A 20,199-nucleotide genomic window follows, 5' to 3' on the forward strand; every position below is an offset into this window, starting at 1 on the left:
GATTTGCCCTTTAAAGCGCTGTCCCGGTCCCGCTTTGTCTGCGTCCCGGTATGGCTTCAAAACGGCTGGTTCAATAGGTGATGTCTGCCTCGTCATCCAACATGGAAGCAAATACGCCGGAAACGGCATCGAATTCGGTGTCGTCTTCTACCATAACATACTCTGCCTCTGCGTCGGTGTCGGTGGAGATATCCTTCAGAATATAGGCATTTGCCTCGTCGTCCTTTGAATCGGATACCAGAATATAGTTGACTCCGTTGATTCTGGTCTGCTCCTCCACATAAAATTCTTCTTTGCCGCCATCATCTGTTACAAATGTTATTTTTTCCATACAATATTCCTTTGTTCAGTTTTCCTGTGATTCCTTCTGATGGGAAAGATAGTCCAGATATCCCTGCAGGATAAAAACAGCTGCAATCATATCTACGTACTCCTTGCGGTTTTCCCTGCGGATTCCGGTTTCCATCATGGTGCGGTCTGCTTCGACCGTTGTCAGCCGCTCGTCCCACATGACAACGGGCAGACCTGTCCGTCTCTCCAGCATTTCTTTGAACTCGAGAGATTTTTCGGCCCGCTCTCCGATGTCGTTGTTCATATGTTTCGGGAAGCCGAGTACGATTTTTTCCACGCCGTACTCTTTTGCTATCTCTTCAATCCGGGCCAGCGTCTGGCGCAGCTTATTCTCCGATTTTCTGCGGACAATTTCGATTCCCTGCGCAGTAAGACCCAGGGCGTCGCTGACTGCCACCCCTACTGTTTTTGAGCCGTAATCTAATCCCATTATTCTCATAGTAATTACGCTCACTTCCAGGATTCATTTTTGATGTACTCTTTTAACAGTTCCTCTACCAGCTCGTCACGCTCTACTTTCATGATCAGGCTTCTGGCCCCCTTGAAGCTTGTAATGTACGTCGGATCGCCTGACATGATATAGCCTACGATCTGGTTGACTGGATTATACCCTTTTTCTACCATGGCGTTGTAAACGGTTTCGAGTACCTCTTTTACCTGAATCTCCGGCTCTGTTTTTACTTTAAAATATTGTGTGTTACTTAATCCTGACATTCTTTTCACGTCCTCGTATTTATTGATATCATTTATATTCTAATACATGTTATGGGAAATTTCAATCGTGAAATTGCCCAACTATTTGAATGTTACAGTTCACTGCATCTCAGCGAACTGTAACATTCAAAGCCCGCATGGAAAATTTTGCTTTGCGAAGGGGCGGCAGCTATTTCTGATGTTATTTTATCCCTGAAAACGCCGCATTATTCATATGAATTGGAAGTAAAAATCATTTCCAGAATTTTCTGGGCACAGGCGGTCAGGTCTTTTTCCTCGAGATACTGGTCATTTTCGGCACTCAGCGCATCCAGGATTTCGCGGCGGTCGATGTCGGTTCCCGGCATCACAAGATCGTTTCCGGCAGCGATGCATTTTGCGGCAGAGGAGCCTCCGTCGGCGTTTGTTGTGGTCCAGTCTGTCATGATGATGCCGGCAAAGCCCCATTCCTTTCTTGCAGCGGTTGTGCACAGATCGTAGCTGTTGGCGGTGTGGACACCGTTTACCTTGTTGTAGGAGGTCATGATCGCCTTTGGCTGGGATTCTTTGATTGCAATTTCGAAGCCCTTCAGATAGATCTCACGCAGAGCGCGCTCGGAGACGATGCTCGATACGCCGCGGCGGTTTTCTTCCTGATTGTTGCAGGCGTAATGTTTGATGGTCGTTCCGACGCCGTGCTGTCTCTGCACACCGCGTGTGAGAGCTGCTGCGATGATTCTGACCAGAATTTCGATTGAATTTTCTCCCGCCCTGTTCTATACTAATGTAAACAAATGTAGCTGTTTTTTATTCCAGATAACTACAAAATCGGAGGTATCACGCTTTATGCATATGACACAAATTCAATCTGTCTTAAACGAGAAAAAAATCACGTTTTCCTATACGGAAGAGGATAACTGCGGAAGCATCGACTTTGAGCACCGCGGTCTGCGGTATCATATCTGGGAATTTGCAGACGATGTGGAGCCGGTCGGCGTGGAGACCAATCTGCGGTATGCAGGGCGCGATGAGGAAATCGAAGGCGATTACGATACGATTCTCGCAGAACATTTAAAGAAAGAATTTTAAGCGATTTCATTTCATTTTTGGGAAAAGATGTGTATTTTATGACGCCAGTTCTTCAACCACAGCTCGAAAAAGTCACGCTGGAACAGTATGAAATGCTTCCAGAAGAGAAACGCTTCGAAGTTTTTGACGGTGTCATCTACGACATGGCAAGCCCTTCGCAGGTTCATCAGGCACTATCCATGCAGCTTTCTACACTCATCAATACTTACATTCTTCGCAAAAAATCATATATTTTCTAACGCTGCCAGAAACAGCTCATAGAAGTCATCTTCCCCTTCAAGCGCCGGGGAATTTTCTCTGCCGCCATTGGTGCTGCGTTTGATTTCTGCGTAAAATTCTTCACCTGCCATGGCAAGATCCATTTCATAGATGGAAACGCCATAGGCATGGCAGATTTCGCAGAATGCGTGGATTGGATTCGGATTTTCCCTTGTCTGAAGCAGTTTTTCACGCAGAATGGGGTCTGCCTTTGCTTTTTTCTGCCAAGCTTTTGCCTGCACTGCAGGGAAGTTCTTTCATCGCCATGATTGCTGTTCTCAGACATCTGCGAGCCGTAACTTTTCTCAATCAGTTCGTTTTTTGTCAATAAATGATTTCTTGACGCTTTCAGATCTCTGTGATACAGTAATGGCAGAAACGAGGTGATTGCATGAAAAACACATTTGAGCAGCAGATTTACGAGATCTTTGGAACAACAGATCCAAAGGAGCTGCGCAGGCTTTCCAAGGACGCGGAACAATACCAGCAGTTAGCCCAAAAAGAAGCCCTGCGCCATGCGGCTGGAAGAAAACCTGCTTTTTCGCTGCCACAAATCATTCAGATGGCTGCCATGCAGCAGCAGGGAAAAAGTATTGCCGAGATCGCGCGCACCTTTCAGGTCAGCAGGCAGACGGTATACAATCAAATTGCCCGTGCTCACTGTTTCAGCACGGATCCCGATGTCAAAACGCGGATGTGTTTTCTTTACCGCGATCAGCTTTGCACAACGATTGATATCGACTTCCGTCATGAGAAAATTGCAATCCAGAATTACACAAAAAAAATTCCGCTTCGTGCCTTTGGCGTTGTGGAGCATCCGACCTGGGATGATTTTACCTGGTTTCTGGAAAGCCGCTGTTTTCCCAAAACACGCGATCATGCCAAAGATATTTTAAAAGAAATGGGACTTCCCTTTTATGATCCGCTGCTTATCATTGAAAAAACAGATGGGCGAATGGCCGGTGACGAGCAATGGATCCTGATTCTGAAGAATAAGGAGGCACGCCATGGAACAGATCCGTCTTGATAATCAGCTGCCTGTCAAAAAAACAGATCACACCTCAAAAGGGGACCAGCTCAAGTGGAAAATCGGTAATATCTGGTACAAATCCGACTATATGGGATATGAGGGACTCTCGGAGACACTGGTGTCTCATTTACTGCAAAAAAGCTCTCTTTCCCACCCGTTTGTCCTGTATCAGCCAGTTCGGATTGCATACCGCGGTACTCTCCGCAGTGGCTGTTCCAGTCCTGATTTTCTAAAAGCAAATCAGATGCTGATCCCATTGGAAAAACTGTACCGCCAGAATACCGGAGACAGTCTGGCAATCACGCTTGCTGCTTTTTCAGAACCGGCGGAACGCATTCGTTTTCTGGCAGATCAGATGGAACACATGACGGGAATTCAGAATTTCGGTGCATATCTGACCGCTATGCTGGAAATTGATGCCTTCTTTCTAAACGAAGACCGGCACACCAACAACATCGCTGTTCTATATGATACAGAAACAGAGCAATATTCTCCAAGTCCTCTATTCGATCAGGGTTTATGCCTGTTTGCAGACATTAGCAATGACTATCCTCTGGATCTGCCGATGGATGTCTGTATAGAATGCATCGAAGCCAAACCTTTCAGCTCTGATTTTGATACACAGCTGGATGCTGCGGAGGAATTATACGGTATCCAGCTTCACTTTTCCTTTACTGCAAAAGATGTCTGCACGGAACTGGATTCTCTGGCCGATTACTATCCTCTGGAAATCCGCCAGCGTGTTGAGCAGATCATACGCCGACAGATGCGCAAATATGGATATCTGATGCGCAGTTAGAGTCGAAAAGAAAACAGTACAGAAAAGTCCCCACGCTGTGTGTGTCTTCTGTACTGTTTTCTTTTTTGACCTTTTTACACGATCTTATGCCATTTTCTTAAATACCGGAATCGAATCGATCGGTGCAGCGGCACGGATAGTCTGTCCGCCTTCGTACACTTTTCCGTCTCTGGTGTCTTCCCAGCGTCCTGCCGGAAGATATACTTCACGCTCAAACTCGTTCAGATGGAAAATCGGCGCTACCAGGTATTCGCTTCCGAACATATACTGATCCTGCAGCTCCCAGCATTTTTTGTCATCCGGGAACTCGTAGAACATGGTACGGATCAGCGGAGAACCGTTTTCGGATGCTTCGTCATACAGCTGTTTGATGTAATCGTGCATGCTGATGCGGATGTCGTAATATTTTTTCATGATCCGGTAATTTTCTTCTCCATAGCTCCACAGTTCATTGGACTGGCCGGTATACAGGTAGCCGCCGCCAAAATCACGGTCATCGAGCGGTGGAATGTTGTGCGGTCCGCGGTCGCCGTGCATACGAAAAACAGCAGAGTAAACGGCAAACTCATACCAGCGGATCAGAAGCTGCTGAAAATCCGGGTCGTTGACATCATCTGTCATAAAGCCGCCGATATCGGTTGTCCACCACGGAATGCCGGCAAGACCCATATTAAGGCCGGCCTGGAGCTGATCATAGAAGGCCTCAAAGGTACTCGGCACATCGCCGGACCATACAACATTTCCGTATTTCTGACTTCCGGCCCAGGCGCAGCGAAGCAGGTTTACAATATTTTCTTCTCCTTCTGCTTTCATGCCGTCATAGAAGACACGGCTGTACAGCTGCGGATAGATATTGCTGCAGGAAAGAGCCGGTCCGTCGATATAGCGGTAATGATCGAAATCGTAAACGCCGAAATCCGGTTCTGAGTTGTCCAGCCAGAAGGCATCGATTCCAAAATCATAATAGTTTTTCTTGCAGACTTCCCAGACGTATTTTCTGGTTTCCGGGTTGAACACATCGATTTCCACGCAGTCCCCCTGGAAATCATACGTCTGCAGGGCGCCGCGCTCTGTTTTAATCAGCAGGCCGCGGTCCAGCATCGGCCAGAAATTCTCGCTCTTCCGGTCTACGCTTGGCCATACGGAAACGATAACTTTGATTCCCATGGAATGCAGTTCGTCCACCATGGCTTTTGGATCCGGCCAGTATTTTTCATCGAATTTCCAGTCGCCCTGTACGGTCCAGTGGAAGAAATCGATGACAATCTGATCGATTTTGATGCCTTCCTTCTGGTAGCAGCGTGCCACTTCAAGCACTTCCTCCTGCGTACGGTAGCGCAGCTTGCACTGCCACAGGCCCATACGGTCCTCCGGGAATTTCGGCGCGCGGCCGGTCACTGCGGTGTAATTTTCCAGGATCTCTTTCGGTGTATCGGCTGCGGTCAGCCAGTAGTCCATATCTTTGGTCGAGCGTGCAGTCCATTCGGTGTAGTTCTTTCCGAAGGTTACCTGTCCGACAGCCGGATTGTTCCACAGCATACCATATCCTAAGCTGGATACGGCGAATGGTACGCTGATCTGGGAGTTCCGCTGCGCCAGCTCCAGGGTGCATCCCTTCAGATCCATGTATTTCTGCTGATACTGGCCCATTCCGAAAATCTTCTCTTCGTCGTTGCTCTCAAATTTCAGGTTCAGGCTGTATTCGCTTCCGCCGATCACACCTTTCCACTCACGGTTGACCGTTTTTAAGCAGCGGCTCTCTTTGCTGATCGTTCCGTCGTAGCAACGGTGATATTCTCTTAAAATTTCCTGTTCTTCTTTGTAGAAGGTGATAACTCCTGCAAAGTTGACCACAGCACGGATTTTTCCATTGGTGATGGATGCGCTGGTTCTTTTTCCCATCGATCCGTCGATTTCCAGATGATCGACCGCAAACTGCTCTGCTTTTGCCTCTGTTTTTTCCGGCACTTCGGTCAGCGCCCAGTCCTTTCCGGAAAATCCCGGAAGCATCGTTGCGCGGACACGTAAGGAATCTTTTCCCCACGGCTCAATCCGCAGTGTTTCTCCGTTTGCCTGTGCAATTAACACACCATTTTTTGTCTGAAAACGCATTGTTTTATTCTCCTTTTTTGAAAAGAGAGGTCACAGAAAAATTTGCTTTTCCGTGCCTCTCCCTCCCTATATTCTTACATTCCGATGCTTATGCAACAACAACTTCGTTCGCATCTGCTGCCAGCACAGCCTCTTTCTTCTCGTTTCCGACGAATACTTCTACTTTCAGTTCGGTATGTGCGCCTTCTACGGATACTTTCACTGCATCGCCGTCTTTGACTGCTTTCACGGTGAATACGGTGTTTCCGTGGATATCCGAAACCTTTGTCTCGGCTGCGTCTTTTAACTGATATACGCAAACAGTTGCGTGGTCAGCGTAGTCGTAATCCGGTTTGGTGTCGCAGTTTCCTCTTACTACGATGCTGTTCTCTCTTACATACAGCGGCATGGAGAAGTAGTCGTAGGTTCCCTGGAACCATCTGCCGCCTTCTTTTGTCTCGCCGGTCAGAAGCTCTGTCCAGATGCCTTCCGGCAGATAGTACTGTGCTACCTTGTCCTCACGGAAGACAGGTGCTACCAGAAGGGCATCACCCAGCATGTACTGCTGATCCAGATACGGAACGGCCGGGTCGTTCATGAACTCGAATACCATCGGGCGCATTACCGGGGTTCCTTCCTCGTGTGCCTCTACAGATTTCTGGAAAATGTACGGCATCAGCGAGCATTTCAGGTTGGTGAAGAATTTTACTACGTCGCAGGACTCTTCGTCGAACAGCCACGGCACACGGTAGCTTGTGGATCCGTGCAGACGGCTGTGGGTGGACATGAGGCCGAATGCGCACCATCTCTTGTACAGATCCGGTGTTGCGGTGCTCTCGAATCCGGAGATATCATGGCTCCAGAAGGAGAAGCCGCTCATGGCGAAGGAAAGGCCGCCGCGCAGCGTTTCTGCCATGGACGGATAGTTTGCAGAGCAGTCGCCGCCCCAGTGTACCGGGAATTTCTGGCTTCCTGCTGTTGCACTTCTTGCAAACAGAACTGCCTCGTTCTCACCTTTTACTTCTTTTAACAGGCTGAATACTGCCTGGTTGTACAGGTATGTATAGTAGTTGTGCATTGCCTGCGGATCGCTTCCGTCGTGGTAAACAACGTCAACCGGGATTCTCTCGCCGAAGTCGGTCTTAAAGCAGTCTACGCCGCAGTCCAGAACAGTTCTCAGTTTATCGGTATACCATTTAACCGCATCCGGGTTGGTAAAATCCACAAGGCCCATACCTGCCTGCCAGTTGTCGGTCTGCCATACGCCTTTTCCGTCTGCTCTCTGCAGCAGATAGCCGTTTGCAGCGCCTTCTTTGAAGAATGCGGTTCCCTGTGCAATATACGGGTTGATCCATGCACAGATGTGAAGACCTTTGTCGTGATATTTCTTTAAGGTTGCGCGAATATCCGGGAAGCATTTCTTGTCCCACTCAAAATCGCACCAGTGGAATTCGTGCATCCAGAAGCAGTCGAAGTGGAAAACGCTCAGCGGAATATTTCTCTTTTCCATTCCCTCGATGAAGGATGTGGTAGTCTCTTCGTCGTAGTTTGTGGTAAAGGATGTGGACAGCCACAGACCAAAGGACCACGCCGGAGGAAGTGCCGGGCGTCCGGTCAGCGCGGTGTACTCGTTCATGATCTTCTTCGGTGACGGTCCGTGGAACAGATAGTATTTGATTCTTTCGCCCGGTACGGAGAAGCCGACATACTCTACTTTTTCACTTGCTACTTCGAAAGAAACGTTGTCGGTACTGTCAACGAGAATACCGTAGCCGTTGTTTGTCATGTAGAACGGTACGCATTTGTAGCCGATTTCGGATGCCGTACCGCCGTCCTCGTTCCAGGTGTCTACAACCTGTCCGTTTTTTACGAATGGAGTAAATCTCTCGCCAAGGCCGTATACGCACTCGCCGACGCCAAGGGAGAGCTCGCTTACCATATATGGCTGATATTTTTCGGTCATGTAATTCTGGGCTGGCAGCATGGTGCTCTGCTGACGGTCCCATCTGATATAGGAAAGGTTGCGGAAGCCGCTTCCGGTCAGAACTTTTCCATCTGCCTCGAAGGTGTAAGCAAAGACACCTTTTCTCTGTACGCGGACCTGTACGCTTCCGGTATCAAGAACTGCCTCATCCTCGTTGATCGTTACAGTTACGTCCTCGTATACGCTCTCTGTTTTGTCGAAGGACGGAACTTTGTTGTCGTAGGCTTCGTAGTGCCATGCCTCCATGGAGATGGTGTCCGGTGTATGTGCTACGAACTCAACGGTGATGGTCGGCAGGTTCAGGGTCATGCCTCTGTGCTCGATCGGACGTGTGGTAGCCAGGATACGCATACCGCCTGGAATCTGCTCTACTTCATAAGCCTGCATTGCATGGGATGCATTTGCTTTTTCACTCGGAAGCCAGTAACCTTCTGTGAATTTCATCTTTTCATTACCTCCTGATTTGATGCGCCCGAAACAGAGGATGAAAAGCACTCTCTTTTCATCATTTTTTACAGAATTCCTGTTTCAGGCTGACGTTTTTTGGTAATTTTATCCTACCACACTTTTCCTGTCGAAAACAGGGAGGATTCTGTGAAAAAATACGGCGATATTATCTTTTTTCCGGTTTGAACCTTTTTCTGGTTCCAATATGCAAAACGGGAGTGTGTCCCGCAAAAGTATCCTGTTGCATTTCCAATTACTTTTGCCGGGACACACTCCCATCTTTCTTCTTTTGTTTTTTCTTTATGCCACAATCAGATAGGCAACAACTGCCAGCAGGATCTGCAGGATCACAAAGCGGATCACAACCTGACTGTCGGACCATTTGTATTTCAGGCGGACATGGTCATGCAGCGGTGTTCTTGTATTTTTGAGGATCGCGATTTTCAGGAAACGGAGTAAAAATACTTTGACAAGGCCGATTCCTCCGTCGACGATCATCACGCCTGCCATCAGCAGATATAAGAACGGATGGCGGGACTGCATGGCAAGGATGGCGATGTAGAAGCCAAGTGCTCTCGAACCGGCGTCGCCCATCAGCATGCTGCTCGGCGAGGTATTGAAATACAGGTACGCGAGAAGCGCTGCCACGAACAGGTAATTGGCTACGGTGAAGCTTCCAAGGACATCGTGGAAAATCATACTGAACGCGAAGATGACCACGCAGGAAAGGCTCGCGCAGAGTCCGTCGACACCGTCGGAACAGTTTGTAACGTTGATCGAAATCCAGATCAGGATGATGCCGAGGATTATGTAGACCACTTTCGGAATGGTAAGGGACATGCTTCCGAAGTAGATCGTGGTGGAATTGTAATTCACAAAGGTGATGACGGTCACAATGGAGATGACGAGGTCAATCGCGCCTTTTTTGTAATCGCTCCACGGGGTTTCGGATGCATCATCGAGGTAGCCGCTCAGCATGATGCAGACGAGCAGGATCGCGTAGATCACATACTCGGCGCCAAGAGGCAGGAACAATACGCTTCCGATCAGGAAACAGATGACGATCACGAGGCCGACGCCGCGCAGTTTTCCGCGGGAGAGGCCGCCGTTTACGGCAAATTCTCTGCCGTGATCGCTCGGCAGAAAGGAAAATGGATGCTTTAACGCCAGAAAGGTCAGCAGAAAGGTGACCACGATTCCCAGCATGGCGATCTGGCCGGGATTTAAAAAATTACTCCATACTTGATACATACGTTTTCTTCCTTCACTTTTCTTTAGATTGAGTTTGCACGAAGCCGTATGTGACGTGGCTTTGTGTTCATTTATTATAACAACTTCATACAAAAATTGCTATACCCAATTCGGGGGTTTCGTGATAAGATAGTGATACACTAAGTTGAACAAAAAAGGAGTTTTTTATGCCACGCAAAGATCATCTGCCGCGCCAGACACGCCAGGAACACATCACGCTGCAGCCGAACCGCAGCATCGAATTTCGTGTAACCGACGATTTCGGCAGTTTTTCGCCGCCGCACTGGCACGACGCGCTGGAAATTATTTATATTCTGGAGGGTTCCTCCATTGTCACGCTCTCGGACCGCACAAAGACCGTCCTTCCGGGTCAATTTCTGCTGATCAATTCCGGGCGTATCCACACGGCGCGCTGTCCGTCCACGGGAAACCGCTCGATTCTGATGCAGATTCCGGATGCGTTCCTTGCGAACTATCTGCCTGATCCGTCACAGCTCTGGTTCTCGATTGACTACGACAGTACGAATCCGGAAGTGCAGAAAAATATCAGCCAGCTCCGGCGTCTTCTGCTTTCGATGATGCAGCTTCATGACGAAATGCCCGACGGCTATCTGCTGACGTTCCAGCGGGAGCTTTTTACGTTTCTCGATCTGCTCTACACGAAATTTTCCGAGAAGAGCCCGCTTGCGCACCACCCGATGAGCTCCCGGACGCAGACACGGCTCGATACGATTCTGACGTACACGCAGGAAAATTACCAGCGGCCGATTACGCTGAAGGAGGCTGCCGATGTTGTCTCGCTGCAGCCGGAATATTTCTGCCGGTTCTTCCGCCAGAACATGGAAACGACGTATCTGGAATACTTGAATTCCTACCGTCTTTCCCGCATCTACCGCGACCTGATCGCCACGGATCTGCCGGTCGGCACGCTCGCGGAAAAGCATGGTTTTACAAACGATAAGCTATTTCACCGCCTCTTCCGCGAGCGGTTTCACACGACGCCGCTGCAGCTTCGGAAGGCAGCACGCGAGAAAGGATCCTGATAGCTTTCGCTGTTTTAATATCTTTGAGAATGGGAGTTTAACACGATGACAAAAGAAAAACTGGCGCTTGCCGTCATTGAACGTTTGAAACAAGAATATCCTGACGCCGACTGTACGCTTGACTATGACCAGGCGTGGAAGCTGCTCGTCAGTGTCCGCCTGGCCGCACAGTGCACCGATGCGCGGGTCAATGTTGTGGTGGAGGATCTCTACGCAAAGTATCCTGATATTGATGCGCTGGCAAACGCGACACCGGAGGAAATCGAGGAAATTGTGCGGCCGTGCGGTCTTGGAAAGAGCAAGGCACGCGACATCAACGCCTGCATGCGCATGCTGCGCGACGAGTACCACAGCCAGGTGCCGGATGACTTTAACGCACTTTTGAAGCTCCCGGGCGTGGGACGGAAAAGTGCGAACCTGATTATGGGCGATGTATTCAAAAAGCCTGCGATTGTGACGGATACGCACTGCATCCGACTGTGCAACCGCATCGGGCTCGTGCATGACTGCAAGGATCCGAAGAAGGTGGAGATGGCACTCTGGAAAATTGTGCCGCCGGAAGAAGGAAGCTCGCTCTGCCACCGGTTTGTGGAGCACGGACGCGAGGTCTGTACTGCGCGGACGACACCGCACTGTGAACGGTGTGTGCTCGCGGATATCTGTGAGAAGAACGGCGTAGAAAAATAGCATTTTTCTATGCGTTTCCATGCGAAAAAGGCTTTTGCATACCGGACAGATTTTTCTGATTCTGTCCCGGCTGCAAAAGCCTTTTTGTTTCTATTTTTTATACGACCGAAAGAAGTCCGTCAGCGCTTTCAGCGTTTTCCCGAGCACCTGCACTTCCTCTTCTCCGAGTTCCGCCATCACGGCATCCGTCATCTGCTCGTGGAATTTTGCGTGATGATGGAATGCCTGCCGTCCCTTTCCGGTCAGGTGGATGTAGACGATCCGGCGGTCCTTCTCGCTGCGCTCCCGCTCGGTGTAGCCTTTTTTCACCAGACTGTTCATCGACGTTGTCAGCGATCCGACCGTGATGTCGAGCTTTGCCGCGATCGATGACATATTGCCGCCCTCCAGGCCGACGGCTTCTATGATGTGCATATCGTTGTTCGTCAGATCCTTGAAATCCTCGGTGATGATCGCCTCTTCTTCCAGTTTTTGTATCTCGTGAAACAGATGGACCAGTGTCTCATTGATGATTTCTCTGTTATCCACTCCTCTTCCCCTTTCCGTCTGTTCTGTCCCTTCTGAACAGGGTTCCGCTCTTTCTGTCTGTATTGTATCAAAAAAGTTCCAGACAAACAATACCAAAAACTGCCTGGGAAACGGCGGATCGCTCCGTGCCGTTTCCTAGGCAGTTCTGTTATGTTTGATTCAATTACATCTGCCCTTTTTTCTTTAACCGTGTAAAACAGATCATGAAAAAGCAGATGCCGTATACGGTTGTGATCGGGGTGGACATGCCGACGAAGGTCAGGTTCGTATTCGGCAGGTGTGAGAAGAACAGCGCCAGCGGAATACGGATCAGGCAGGCGGAGGTGATTCCCTGGATCATAACCGGGATGCTGATGCCGCGGCCGTTGAAGTATCCGATGCTGCTGAACAGCACACAGGTCAGAATACATTCCGGTGCGAAACCGCGCAGGTAAGCGGCGCTCTGCTCGATAACGGCCGGATCGCTCGTGAAGATTCTGGAGATGACACTTCCACCGAAGAAACCGATGCAGAAAATCACAACTCCAAGAGAGCAGCCCGTTGCGATTGCGGTGAGGAAGCCCTTCCACGCGCGGTCTTTCTTTCCGGCTCCGGTGTTCTGTGCCACGAATGCTGACACAGACTGCATCACAGAGGACGGGATCAGCATGATGAATGAGGTCAGCTTCTGCGCCACACCGTATCCGGCGGACGGCATAAGGCCCATGCCGTTGATGATCGAGTTGATCACAAGGAAGGAAATCTGTACGGTCGTCTCCTGCAGCGCGATCGGCACACCGACGTTCAGGACTTTCTTCAGCTCGTCATGGTCGATGCGGCAGTCTTCTTTTTTGAATTCAATCGGCAGATTGCCTTTTTTCAACACACCCATGGAGGCGATGACAGAAATCAGCTGCGCCAGAACCGTCGCAAGCGCTGCTCCCGCAACGTCCAGTTTCAGCACACCGACGAAGAACAGATCTCCGGCAATATTGGCTGCGCAGGCGATGCCGACGAATAAAAGCGGCAGATTTGCATTACCGATTCCGCGAAGCACGCTGCTGATGACGTTGTACGCGATGATGATCAGAATACCGCCGGAACAGATCCGCAGGTAGAGGACGGTTTTGTCAAAAGACTCCGCCGGGACCTGTAAAATATTGGCGATCGGGCCTGCGAACAGCTCCAGAATCACCGTCATGACGACACCGATGATGGCGAACAGAACAATCGAGGTTCCCACGGTTTTGCCGGCCTTATCCGGCTTGCCCTCGCCGATGTGCTGGCCGATCATAACGGTCGAACCCATCGCAAGGCTGGTGATGATAAATGTTACCATCTGCATGAAGCTGCTTCCGGTTCCGACAGCGGAAATACTCGACGCATCGCCGAACCAGCCGACCACGAGAAGGTCGACCGCACCGTAAGCCGCCTGCAGAATCAGCGCGCCGAGCACCGGCAGCGCAAAACGGATCAGGGACTGGAAAATCGGTCCCTCTACAAACGATACTTCTTTCTTATTTTCTTTTGCCATTGTTTTTCACTCCTTTTATTCCCGGCATCGTTTCCTGCATCCGTGTGATTGCATGCACAAATTCGTCCACCACCGCGTCGTCCAGATCTGGCAGGCGGGATGCCCATTCCCCGTGAAAGTGCGTCACGCGGAGTTCCACAAACTCTTTTCCCTCTTCGGTCAGTGTCAGGTTGATCACGCGCTTATCTTTTTCATCCGCCTGTTTCACGAGAAGATTTCTCTCCTCCAGTTCCTGCACCAGCTTGGTGATGCTCGGCAGCGTTGTGTTCATATAGCTGCTGATGTCGCTGACGCGGCAGAAGCCCTGCTTTTTCTGAATCTCATTCACCGCATCCAGCACATGCACCTGCCGCGGCTTCATACCGTCCGGCAGGTCCGGGAGTTTCTCGATCAGACGCTTTGCATCAAAACACGCATCCAGGAACTGCTTTAATTTTTCCTGTGTCATGGAAAAGGTTCCTTTCTGTTTAAAAATTAGTTATCTTTAGTAATTACTTTTGATAAGTATAGCAGGAAATGAAAAAATGTCAAGAGGGAACTGATGCTAAAAAAGAGCTGATTGAAAGTTCTGGCAATGCCAGATTCTTTCATCAGCTGTGTTTCATCCATTTCCCCTGACAATAATCCGTGAACAGCCTCAAGACTGGCATAAAATGATTTTTGAGCAGAATATCGGATATAAACAGAATTATTATTAATTTCATCTTCCAGTCCAGGTACATCTTCCATCATGTTTGGAACATCTACATTTAATGAAATTACACCCTTTCCATCTGCGATCAATGTTTGTCCTTCTTTTGAAATCATACACTCCAGGACATCGAATGCCAGGTCCAGTTTTTCCTGATCTTTTTCCAGTTCTTTGTTAAATGCAATATTCAGAGAAGGGGTCATATTTATAAAAGCTTCATCCGAAATCTGTGAAAAAAACGGTATACGAGTTAATTCTGCATCCATCTGTTCCTGAAATTCCTGCATAAGTGCCGGATAACCATGAAACATTGCTGCTTTTCCCTCAAGGAACATCTGCGTTGCAGTATTAATATCGACGCTGATATCATCACTTGTAAAATGTGAGTCCTTCAAAAATGTATTGGTTTCTGAAAAAATACGTTTCCATAACGCATCATCAAACGCGATATCCCCTGATGCACTTTCAGCTGAGCTTCTCCATTCGATTCCATCCAGACTCATGAATTCCCCAATTGCACCTGTCTGAATCACCTCATGAGCAGACCAGTCTTCTGCAAGATCCAGGGAATACGGTTTTATACCATTATCATAAAATTGCTGACATGCCTGTGCATATTCCTTATAGTTTTTCGGTATCTTGATTCCATACTGTTCAAACAATGTCTTGTTGGCAATAATCGTCTGCGGTATACCGCAGATAGGAAGCCACTGAATCTCATTTTTTGAATTTTTATAATATTGCAATGCATAGGAGTAATACCTGGAAACCACATCATAAGAAGCAAAATCCATTAGATATGGCTCCAGATCCTGTGCATCTTTTCCAGAAAATCGACGTACGGTTATGATATCCGGCAGTTCACCATGTTCCTCAAAATAGCTATATAAATCGGTATCATTGTTACCGGTAATAAACTCAATATCCTGATCTGGAAACTGCTCATGGATATAGGGTACAATATTTTTCATTAAACGATTTTCCCACAGATACACGGTAAGGTGATCGTCATTTTTAGATACTGCTTTTTGAGATTGTCCACAGCCAGACAAAACAGTAATTGCTAAAAGCACGCCTGACAGTAATGCTATCAGACATTGTTTTGCCTTTTTCATCCTCGTATTTTCCTCATTCTTTCCTGATAAAATCATTAATTCAATAATTGGGAAACAATTACAGCCAGTTTTCCAGAACATCATTCAGCTTATTCATATCCAGCGGTTTCGCGATATGTCCATTCATGCCTGTATTTTTTGCCAGCTGTACATCTTCTGCAAAAGCATTTGCTGTCATGGCAACAATCGGTAGTTTTCCCTGTTCACCCGGAAGGCTCCTGATTGCTGCGGTTGCCTCATAACCATTCATGACAGGCATTTGGATATCCATAAAAATAAGGTCATACAAGCCTTTCGGTGAAGCTTCTACTTTTTCAACTGCAATTTTTCCATTTTCTGCCGTTTCCACTTCCGCCCCTGTCATCTGCAGAATTTCAACAGCAATTTCTCTGTTTAACTCATTATCCTCGACCAGCAGAATTCTTTTTCCTGTGTAATCTGCTTCAGACAGCTCATCCAGATAATTTCTTGCTGTTTTTTCTTTTCTGCCAGAAGTAAACTGCCGCAATGTAGCCGTCAAACGGGAACGGAACAGCGGTTTTGCAATAAAAGCATCTACGCCTGCAGCCTTTGCTTCTTCTTCGATCTCACTGAATTCATAAGATGTCAGTACAATAATGGTAATCTCTTTCCCTATCCGTTTCCGGATCTGTCTGGCTGTTTCAATTCCGTCCATATCCGGCATTTTCCAATCTAAAATAACAGCAAAGTAATCATTTTTTAGCTCATGATGTGCATAACAGCGCTCAACGGCTTCTCTGCCGGAGAGAACCCATTCGCCTGTAATCCCAATCTCCTTCAATGTGGCAACTGTACTTTCACAACATGTCTTATCATCATCCACAACCAGAACAGGTAGATTCATCAGATTTCTGTCCTGTTCTTTTTCTTTTTCCTGAAGTTCCAGATAAATTGTTACTGTAATTTTAGTTCCCTTATGTAAGGTGCTTTCCACTTTAATATTACCATTCATCAGGTTCACAATATTTCTGCTGATTGCCATTCCCAGACCTGTTCCCTGGACTCTGGTTGTCCGATGGTCATCTGCGCGGCTGAAAGGATCAAACATGATTTTCTGGAATTCCGGTGACATACCGATCCCATTATCCTCAATCGTAAATTCATAGCATCCAAGTTCCGAAAATCCATTTGGCTTTTCCTCTATGGAAAAAGTAATATTCCCGCCATCCGGTGTATACTTGACCGCATTACTCATCAGATTCACAAATACCTGCTGGATTCTCAGGCTGTCACCACAGACACTCTCATGTTCAATGTGATTAATGTGTATATCTAAATTGTGTTTATGTTCATCAATCACCGGTTTTGTGAGTGTTATAAGATTATCCACCAGATCTGGCAGATTGAAATCCTCCTGTGCCAGCGTCATTTTTCCACTTTCAATACGTGCCATATCCAGCACTTCATTAATCAGCCCCAGCAGATGACGGCTTGATTTTGTAATTTTGCTGAGACATTCAATGACTCTGTCCTGGCTCTCAATATTTGCTCCTGCAATTGCTGTCAGGCCGACAATGGCATTCATCGGTGTCCGGATATCGTGGGACATATTGGAAAGGAATTCTGTTTTCGCACGGTTTGCATTTTCTGCAGACCGGTAAGCCTCTTTCAGTGCCTGACGGGATTCAATCTCTGCTTTCTTCTCCTGTGTCACATCCATGGATGCCAGCAATACCTTTTCCAGCTTTCCATTCTTCCATTCCAAAGGAATATAAGAAGCGATCTTATAAGTCTTTTCATCCAGGCTGCAGTACTCAAACTTATAAATATCATTTTCACTTTTCAGATTCTTCCGGATATTTTCCGGTGCGATCAGGATGTCCATAGTTTCCAATGTTTCCAGTGTCTTATACTTTTCAAGAACCTGCATCTGAAAATCATGATAGAATCCCAGAGGTTTATATAGCATCTGTCCATTCAGGTTATAGAATTCATATCTGTCATTTTCCAGATCACAGACAACAAAGCGGTCAACCAGACGCACAATACTCTGAATCAGCTGCTCCATGGAAGCATTATCCGCTGCCATCTGCAGATGCCGTGCGCTCTCTACCTTTGTCTCTGTGATATCACGCAGAAAGATCATGGCATATTCTGAATCCTCTATTTCGCCACGTATGACCACATTGCGGACCCATCGTTCTTCTCCATTCAGAGTGATACGGCACTCTAAAGCCAATTCGGTTTCCAGACCCTTCAGCCTTTCTGCAATATAACCACGGTCGTAAAAAGAGGATACCGCCTTCTTATCTGTCTCCACAACATAGGAATCCACAAAATGACGGATCAGTTCATCCCATGTATGACTCTGTTCAAAGACTGTCATCAGGGACGGTTCAACCTTAAAGGTATCAAAAGTATTCGCTTCCAGATTTACATAATACTCACACAAATCTGCTTTCGTAAAAGCCCGGTGGAAAGCAGCAGATTTTTGTGCCTGCATGGCCTCTTTTTTTTCCGCATCAATATTAATAAAAATCCCGGCAATCCTGCTGGCAGAACCATCCAGACGGCGTATTACTTCTGCCGATGCCCGAAACCACTGGTATTGATTATCCTTCATTCTCATACGATACTCTACCTGGTATTTTATCTGGTTCGTCTTATCCTTAATTGCCGCCTGAAGCTGCACCATTACTCTTTCTTTATCCTGTGGATGCAGAAGATCTGACCAGGATTCCAGTTTATTCGGAAAGTCCAGAGTGTCATGATAGCCAAGCATTTTTCGGAATTCATGACTCCAGTTTGCATTCACAATCTCACTGTTTTCGTCACAGTCAAAATACCAGAAGCCGGAACAGATAGCCTCATTGAGCAGTGTCAAATTTACATGATCCCAGTTGACCTGTACGGACATAACCCAGATCTGTCTGCCCGCCTCATCTGTCGCATCCTCTTTACAAAGCCGTACATTTTTCACTGTACCGTCTGCTGTAAGGATCTGTGCTTCCCCTGTTCCGTGAAGCTGCAAAAAATGGTCTCGCTCCTGTCTATCTTCCTCGTCATAAAAGAAGTTTCTCAATGAGCCTTTTGTCTGTTCCATGAAAGTATCGAATGTATATCCTGTACTATGCAACAGCAGATTATTCACAGACAAAATAGACAGGTTTTGGTCATAAGATCCTGTCATTATACCTACCCCGCCATTATTTTCCAGTGTTTTCTGTACGGCCTGTGACATAGCCTGTGTCTGTCCCGTTACAGCCTCACCTAAAGAATATATTTTGTCTTCATACTTTTCCATTTTATAAAAATCCTCTCTCTGTTTTATGCTTCATTATCCTGCTTTTATCTGTATACAGAGAACCTGTCCCTGCCAGTTTTACATTTACGTTATAATATCCTACAAAACGTGAAAAACAGGTATACGGATTTGAGAAGTTGCAGCCACTACACACAATATTCACACAAAATTCTCTTTATGTTTTCAATTTTTATAGGCTTTGCCAAGTGAGCATTCATTCCTGCTGCCAGACACTTACTCCGATCGTTCCTGCTGTAAAACGGTATCTGAGGCTTTTTTTATTTATCTGATTTTTTTCTGTTTCCATGGAACTTCTGAACGCTCACCTCCTGGTATCATTACAAATATACATAAAAACTCATTTTTATATTACCATGAAATTTTTTACTTTGCAATGCACATACCTTTTCAGACGCTGCTTTTCTTGTTTCCTATTTCAGAAAATTGCAACCAAAGGGGCGCACCTGAAAATTTCTTTTCAAATGCGCCCCTTCGCTTTCTTTTTTTCTGTCAGATCAATCCGTAATGCTCCATCGCCTTTGCCACGCCGTCCCGCTCGACGGTATCGGTTACGTACTCTGTGTACGGATCCAGAATCTCATCATGTTTTCCAAGCGCAATGGTGTGTGCGCCGCACCGGAACATGGTAAGGTCGTTGCTGCTGTCGCCAAATACGTATGCATCTTCTTTCTCCAGCTGAAACTGTTTCAGCGCATAGTCCACAGCTGTTCCTTTGCTGCAGCCGTGCGGAACGATTTCGTATACACCGCCGCGGCGATCCATGATATCAAACTCCTGCTCAAATTCACGGTACATACGTTCTATATCAGACTGTGCATCGGTTACGATACAAAATTTATCGTAAATGATTCCTTTTGTCTCCGCTGTCTCCGCGAGTCCGATTCCGACAGCAGCGAAATAGGCACGGGTCTGCTCGACCTCCCGAAAACGGGATACCTCCGACGAAAAATAAACATTATCCGTTCCCTCCAGAATCATGCCGATCCTGCACTCCTTTAAAATAACCGGGATTTCCTCACAGCGCTTTTTCGGAATCGTCTGATGCATCAGGATTTCGCCGTCCCGGCGCAGATAGGTCCCGCAGCCGCACAGAAATCCGGAAAACGGAAGCTTTTTCAGCTCCTCGGGCAGCTCCGACCAGGTGCGGCCGGTATTAATAAACGTAAGATTTCCTTTTTCCGCTGTCTTTTTCAATGCATCGAGCGCGCTCTGCGGAATTTCTTTTGTAATCTCACTCAGTAACGTTCCATCAATATCAAAAAATAATGCTTTCACAAAAATTTCCTCCTCGTGTACTGTTTCCTGTTCTCTTTCTGACATACGAAAAAATGCCGAAGCTCTTG

20 protein-coding genes are annotated in these 20,199 nt (G+C 47.3%); 6 read left to right on the forward strand and 14 right to left on the reverse strand.

Annotated features, from left to right (window positions below; translation table 11 throughout):
• Positions 1-70: 70 nt before the first annotated feature.
• The 4 genes from DWX32_RS03345 to DWX32_RS03360 all read right to left on the reverse strand — a co-directional run bounded on the left by DWX32_RS03345 (position 71) and on the right by DWX32_RS03360 (position 1,754).
• A complete protein-coding gene (locus DWX32_RS03345; RefSeq protein ID WP_022461718.1) occupies positions 71-331 on the reverse strand; it encodes a DUF1292 domain-containing protein in 261 nt (86 codons plus the stop codon).
• A gap of 15 nt (positions 332-346) precedes the next feature.
• Positions 347-790 carry a Holliday junction resolvase RuvX gene (ruvX, locus tag DWX32_RS03350; RefSeq protein WP_022461717.1) on the reverse strand — a complete coding sequence of 148 codons (444 nt, stop codon included), beginning with the start codon at positions 788-790 and terminating at the stop codon, positions 347-349.
• A gap of 11 nt (positions 791-801) precedes the next feature.
• Positions 802-1,065: an IreB family regulatory phosphoprotein gene (locus tag DWX32_RS03355; RefSeq protein ID WP_022461716.1), complete on the reverse strand. Its 264-nt coding sequence runs from the start codon at positions 1,063-1,065 to the stop codon at positions 802-804.
• Between the two features lie 206 nt (positions 1,066-1,271).
• Entirely contained in the window at positions 1,272-1,754 is a 483-nt protein-coding gene (locus tag DWX32_RS03360; RefSeq protein WP_243037546.1) for a glycoside hydrolase family 3 N-terminal domain-containing protein, read from the reverse strand.
• A 136-nt stretch (positions 1,755-1,890) separates the two neighbouring features.
• On the opposite strand from DWX32_RS03360, the gene DWX32_RS03365 reads away from it, so the two are divergent.
• Both DWX32_RS03365 and DWX32_RS03370 read left to right on the forward strand, forming a co-directional pair.
• Complete coding sequence (locus DWX32_RS03365; RefSeq protein WP_055265060.1) at positions 1,891-2,133, forward strand: hypothetical protein; 243 nt, start codon at positions 1,891-1,893, stop codon at positions 2,131-2,133.
• A gap of 38 nt (positions 2,134-2,171) precedes the next feature.
• Positions 2,172-2,372, forward strand: coding sequence for a Uma2 family endonuclease (locus DWX32_RS03370; protein WP_117509614.1), 201 nt, complete (start codon positions 2,172-2,174; stop codon positions 2,370-2,372).
• On the opposite strand, the gene DWX32_RS03375 is transcribed toward DWX32_RS03370, so the two are convergent.
• Entirely contained in the window at positions 2,358-2,633 is a 276-nt protein-coding gene (locus DWX32_RS03375) for a hypothetical protein (protein WP_118659268.1), read from the reverse strand. The two genes, DWX32_RS03370 and DWX32_RS03375, sit on opposite strands and share 15 nt — an antisense overlap.
• A gap of 149 nt (positions 2,634-2,782) precedes the next feature.
• Here DWX32_RS03375 and DWX32_RS03380 point away from each other — a divergent pair, with 149 nt between their 5' ends.
• Together DWX32_RS03380 and DWX32_RS03385 are read left to right on the forward strand one after the other, a co-directional pair.
• Positions 2,783-3,418: a helix-turn-helix domain-containing protein gene (locus DWX32_RS03380; RefSeq protein WP_117813047.1), complete on the forward strand. Its 636-nt coding sequence runs from the start codon at positions 2,783-2,785 to the stop codon at positions 3,416-3,418.
• Positions 3,399-4,220, forward strand: a complete 822-nt coding sequence (locus tag DWX32_RS03385; RefSeq protein WP_118659269.1) for a hypothetical protein — start codon at positions 3,399-3,401, stop codon at positions 4,218-4,220. The genes DWX32_RS03380 and DWX32_RS03385 overlap by 20 nt, the downstream gene beginning before the upstream one ends.
• A gap of 84 nt (positions 4,221-4,304) precedes the next feature.
• Here DWX32_RS03385 and DWX32_RS03390 read toward each other — a convergent pair whose 3' ends face one another.
• The 3 genes from DWX32_RS03390 to DWX32_RS03405 all read right to left on the reverse strand — a co-directional run bounded on the left by DWX32_RS03390 (position 4,305) and on the right by DWX32_RS03405 (position 9,993).
• Entirely contained in the window at positions 4,305-6,332 is a 2,028-nt protein-coding gene (locus DWX32_RS03390; protein WP_118659270.1) for a glycoside hydrolase family 31 protein, read from the reverse strand.
• Between the two features lie 88 nt (positions 6,333-6,420).
• Positions 6,421-8,739, reverse strand: coding sequence for an alpha-xylosidase (yicI, locus tag DWX32_RS03395; RefSeq protein ID WP_118659271.1), 2,319 nt, complete (start codon positions 8,737-8,739; stop codon positions 6,421-6,423).
• Positions 8,740-9,042: 303 nt separating this feature from the next.
• A complete protein-coding gene (locus DWX32_RS03405; protein ID WP_118641095.1) occupies positions 9,043-9,993 on the reverse strand; it encodes a phospho-N-acetylmuramoyl-pentapeptide-transferase in 951 nt (316 codons plus the stop codon).
• A 167-nt stretch (positions 9,994-10,160) separates the two neighbouring features.
• Between DWX32_RS03405 and DWX32_RS03410 the strand changes: the two genes are divergently transcribed.
• Both DWX32_RS03410 and DWX32_RS03415 read left to right on the forward strand, forming a co-directional pair.
• On the forward strand, positions 10,161-11,036 hold the full coding sequence (locus DWX32_RS03410; RefSeq protein WP_117509585.1) for an AraC family transcriptional regulator: 876 nt from the start codon (positions 10,161-10,163) through the stop codon (positions 11,034-11,036).
• Between the two features lie 45 nt (positions 11,037-11,081).
• Entirely contained in the window at positions 11,082-11,723 is a 642-nt protein-coding gene (locus DWX32_RS03415; RefSeq protein ID WP_117509586.1) for an endonuclease III domain-containing protein, read from the forward strand.
• A 90-nt stretch (positions 11,724-11,813) separates the two neighbouring features.
• On the opposite strand, the gene DWX32_RS03420 is transcribed toward DWX32_RS03415, so the two are convergent.
• The 6 genes from DWX32_RS03420 to DWX32_RS03450 all read right to left on the reverse strand — a co-directional run bounded on the left by DWX32_RS03420 (position 11,814) and on the right by DWX32_RS03450 (position 20,131).
• Complete coding sequence (locus tag DWX32_RS03420; RefSeq protein ID WP_022463033.1) at positions 11,814-12,251, reverse strand: MarR family winged helix-turn-helix transcriptional regulator; 438 nt, start codon at positions 12,249-12,251, stop codon at positions 11,814-11,816.
• Positions 12,252-12,414: 163 nt separating this feature from the next.
• Positions 12,415-13,764 carry an MATE family efflux transporter gene (locus DWX32_RS03425; RefSeq protein WP_118601591.1) on the reverse strand — a complete coding sequence of 450 codons (1,350 nt, stop codon included), beginning with the start codon at positions 13,762-13,764 and terminating at the stop codon, positions 12,415-12,417.
• The gene (locus tag DWX32_RS03430; protein WP_022463031.1) at positions 13,748-14,212 is read right to left on the reverse strand and encodes a MarR family winged helix-turn-helix transcriptional regulator; all 465 of its coding nucleotides are present in this window, start codon (positions 14,210-14,212) and stop codon (positions 13,748-13,750) included. The genes DWX32_RS03425 and DWX32_RS03430 overlap by 17 nt, the downstream gene beginning before the upstream one ends.
• Before the next feature lie 26 nt (positions 14,213-14,238).
• Positions 14,239-15,570 (reverse strand): ABC transporter substrate-binding protein, encoded by a 1,332-nt coding sequence (locus DWX32_RS03435; protein WP_243037547.1) that lies wholly within the window; start codon positions 15,568-15,570, stop codon positions 14,239-14,241.
• Positions 15,571-15,628: 58 nt separating this feature from the next.
• Entirely contained in the window at positions 15,629-18,835 is a 3,207-nt protein-coding gene (locus DWX32_RS03440; protein ID WP_117801397.1) for a response regulator, read from the reverse strand.
• A gap of 510 nt (positions 18,836-19,345) precedes the next feature.
• Entirely contained in the window at positions 19,346-20,131 is a 786-nt protein-coding gene (locus DWX32_RS03450) for a Cof-type HAD-IIB family hydrolase (protein WP_242857168.1), read from the reverse strand.
• Positions 20,132-20,199 lie beyond the last annotated feature (68 nt).

Source organism: Blautia sp. AF19-13LB (assembly GCF_003479105.1).
GTDB classification, from domain to species: domain Bacteria; phylum Bacillota; class Clostridia; order Lachnospirales; family Lachnospiraceae; genus Fusicatenibacter; species Fusicatenibacter saccharivorans.

Coding starts and splice junctions, on each gene's coding strand:
- DWX32_RS03345 (WP_022461718.1), bottom strand. CDS start 331: ATGGAAAAAATAACATTTGTAACAGATGATGGCGGCAAAGAAGAATTT.
- ruvX (WP_022461717.1), bottom strand. CDS start 790: ATGAGAATAATGGGATTAGATTACGGCTCAAAAACAGTAGGGGTGGCA.
- DWX32_RS03355 (WP_022461716.1), bottom strand. CDS start 1,065: ATGTCAGGATTAAGTAACACACAATATTTTAAAGTAAAAACAGAGCCG.
- DWX32_RS03365 (WP_055265060.1), top strand. CDS start 1,891: ATGCATATGACACAAATTCAATCTGTCTTAAACGAGAAAAAAATCACG.
- DWX32_RS03370 (WP_117509614.1), top strand. CDS start 2,172: ATGACGCCAGTTCTTCAACCACAGCTCGAAAAAGTCACGCTGGAACAG.
- DWX32_RS03380 (WP_117813047.1), top strand. CDS start 2,783: ATGAAAAACACATTTGAGCAGCAGATTTACGAGATCTTTGGAACAACA.
- DWX32_RS03385 (WP_118659269.1), top strand. CDS start 3,399: ATGGAACAGATCCGTCTTGATAATCAGCTGCCTGTCAAAAAAACAGAT.
- DWX32_RS03390 (WP_118659270.1), bottom strand. CDS start 6,332: ATGCGTTTTCAGACAAAAAATGGTGTGTTAATTGCACAGGCAAACGGA.
- yicI (WP_118659271.1), bottom strand. CDS start 8,739: ATGAAATTCACAGAAGGTTACTGGCTTCCGAGTGAAAAAGCAAATGCA.
- DWX32_RS03405 (WP_118641095.1), bottom strand. CDS start 9,993: ATGTATCAAGTATGGAGTAATTTTTTAAATCCCGGCCAGATCGCCATG.
- DWX32_RS03410 (WP_117509585.1), top strand. CDS start 10,161: ATGCCACGCAAAGATCATCTGCCGCGCCAGACACGCCAGGAACACATC.
- DWX32_RS03415 (WP_117509586.1), top strand. CDS start 11,082: ATGACAAAAGAAAAACTGGCGCTTGCCGTCATTGAACGTTTGAAACAA.
- DWX32_RS03425 (WP_118601591.1), bottom strand. CDS start 13,764: ATGGCAAAAGAAAATAAGAAAGAAGTATCGTTTGTAGAGGGACCGATT.
- DWX32_RS03430 (WP_022463031.1), bottom strand. CDS start 14,212: ATGACACAGGAAAAATTAAAGCAGTTCCTGGATGCGTGTTTTGATGCA.
- DWX32_RS03435 (WP_243037547.1), bottom strand. CDS start 15,570: ATGAAAAAGGCAAAACAATGTCTGATAGCATTACTGTCAGGCGTGCTT.
- DWX32_RS03440 (WP_117801397.1), bottom strand. CDS start 18,835: ATGGAAAAGTATGAAGACAAAATATATTCTTTAGGTGAGGCTGTAACG.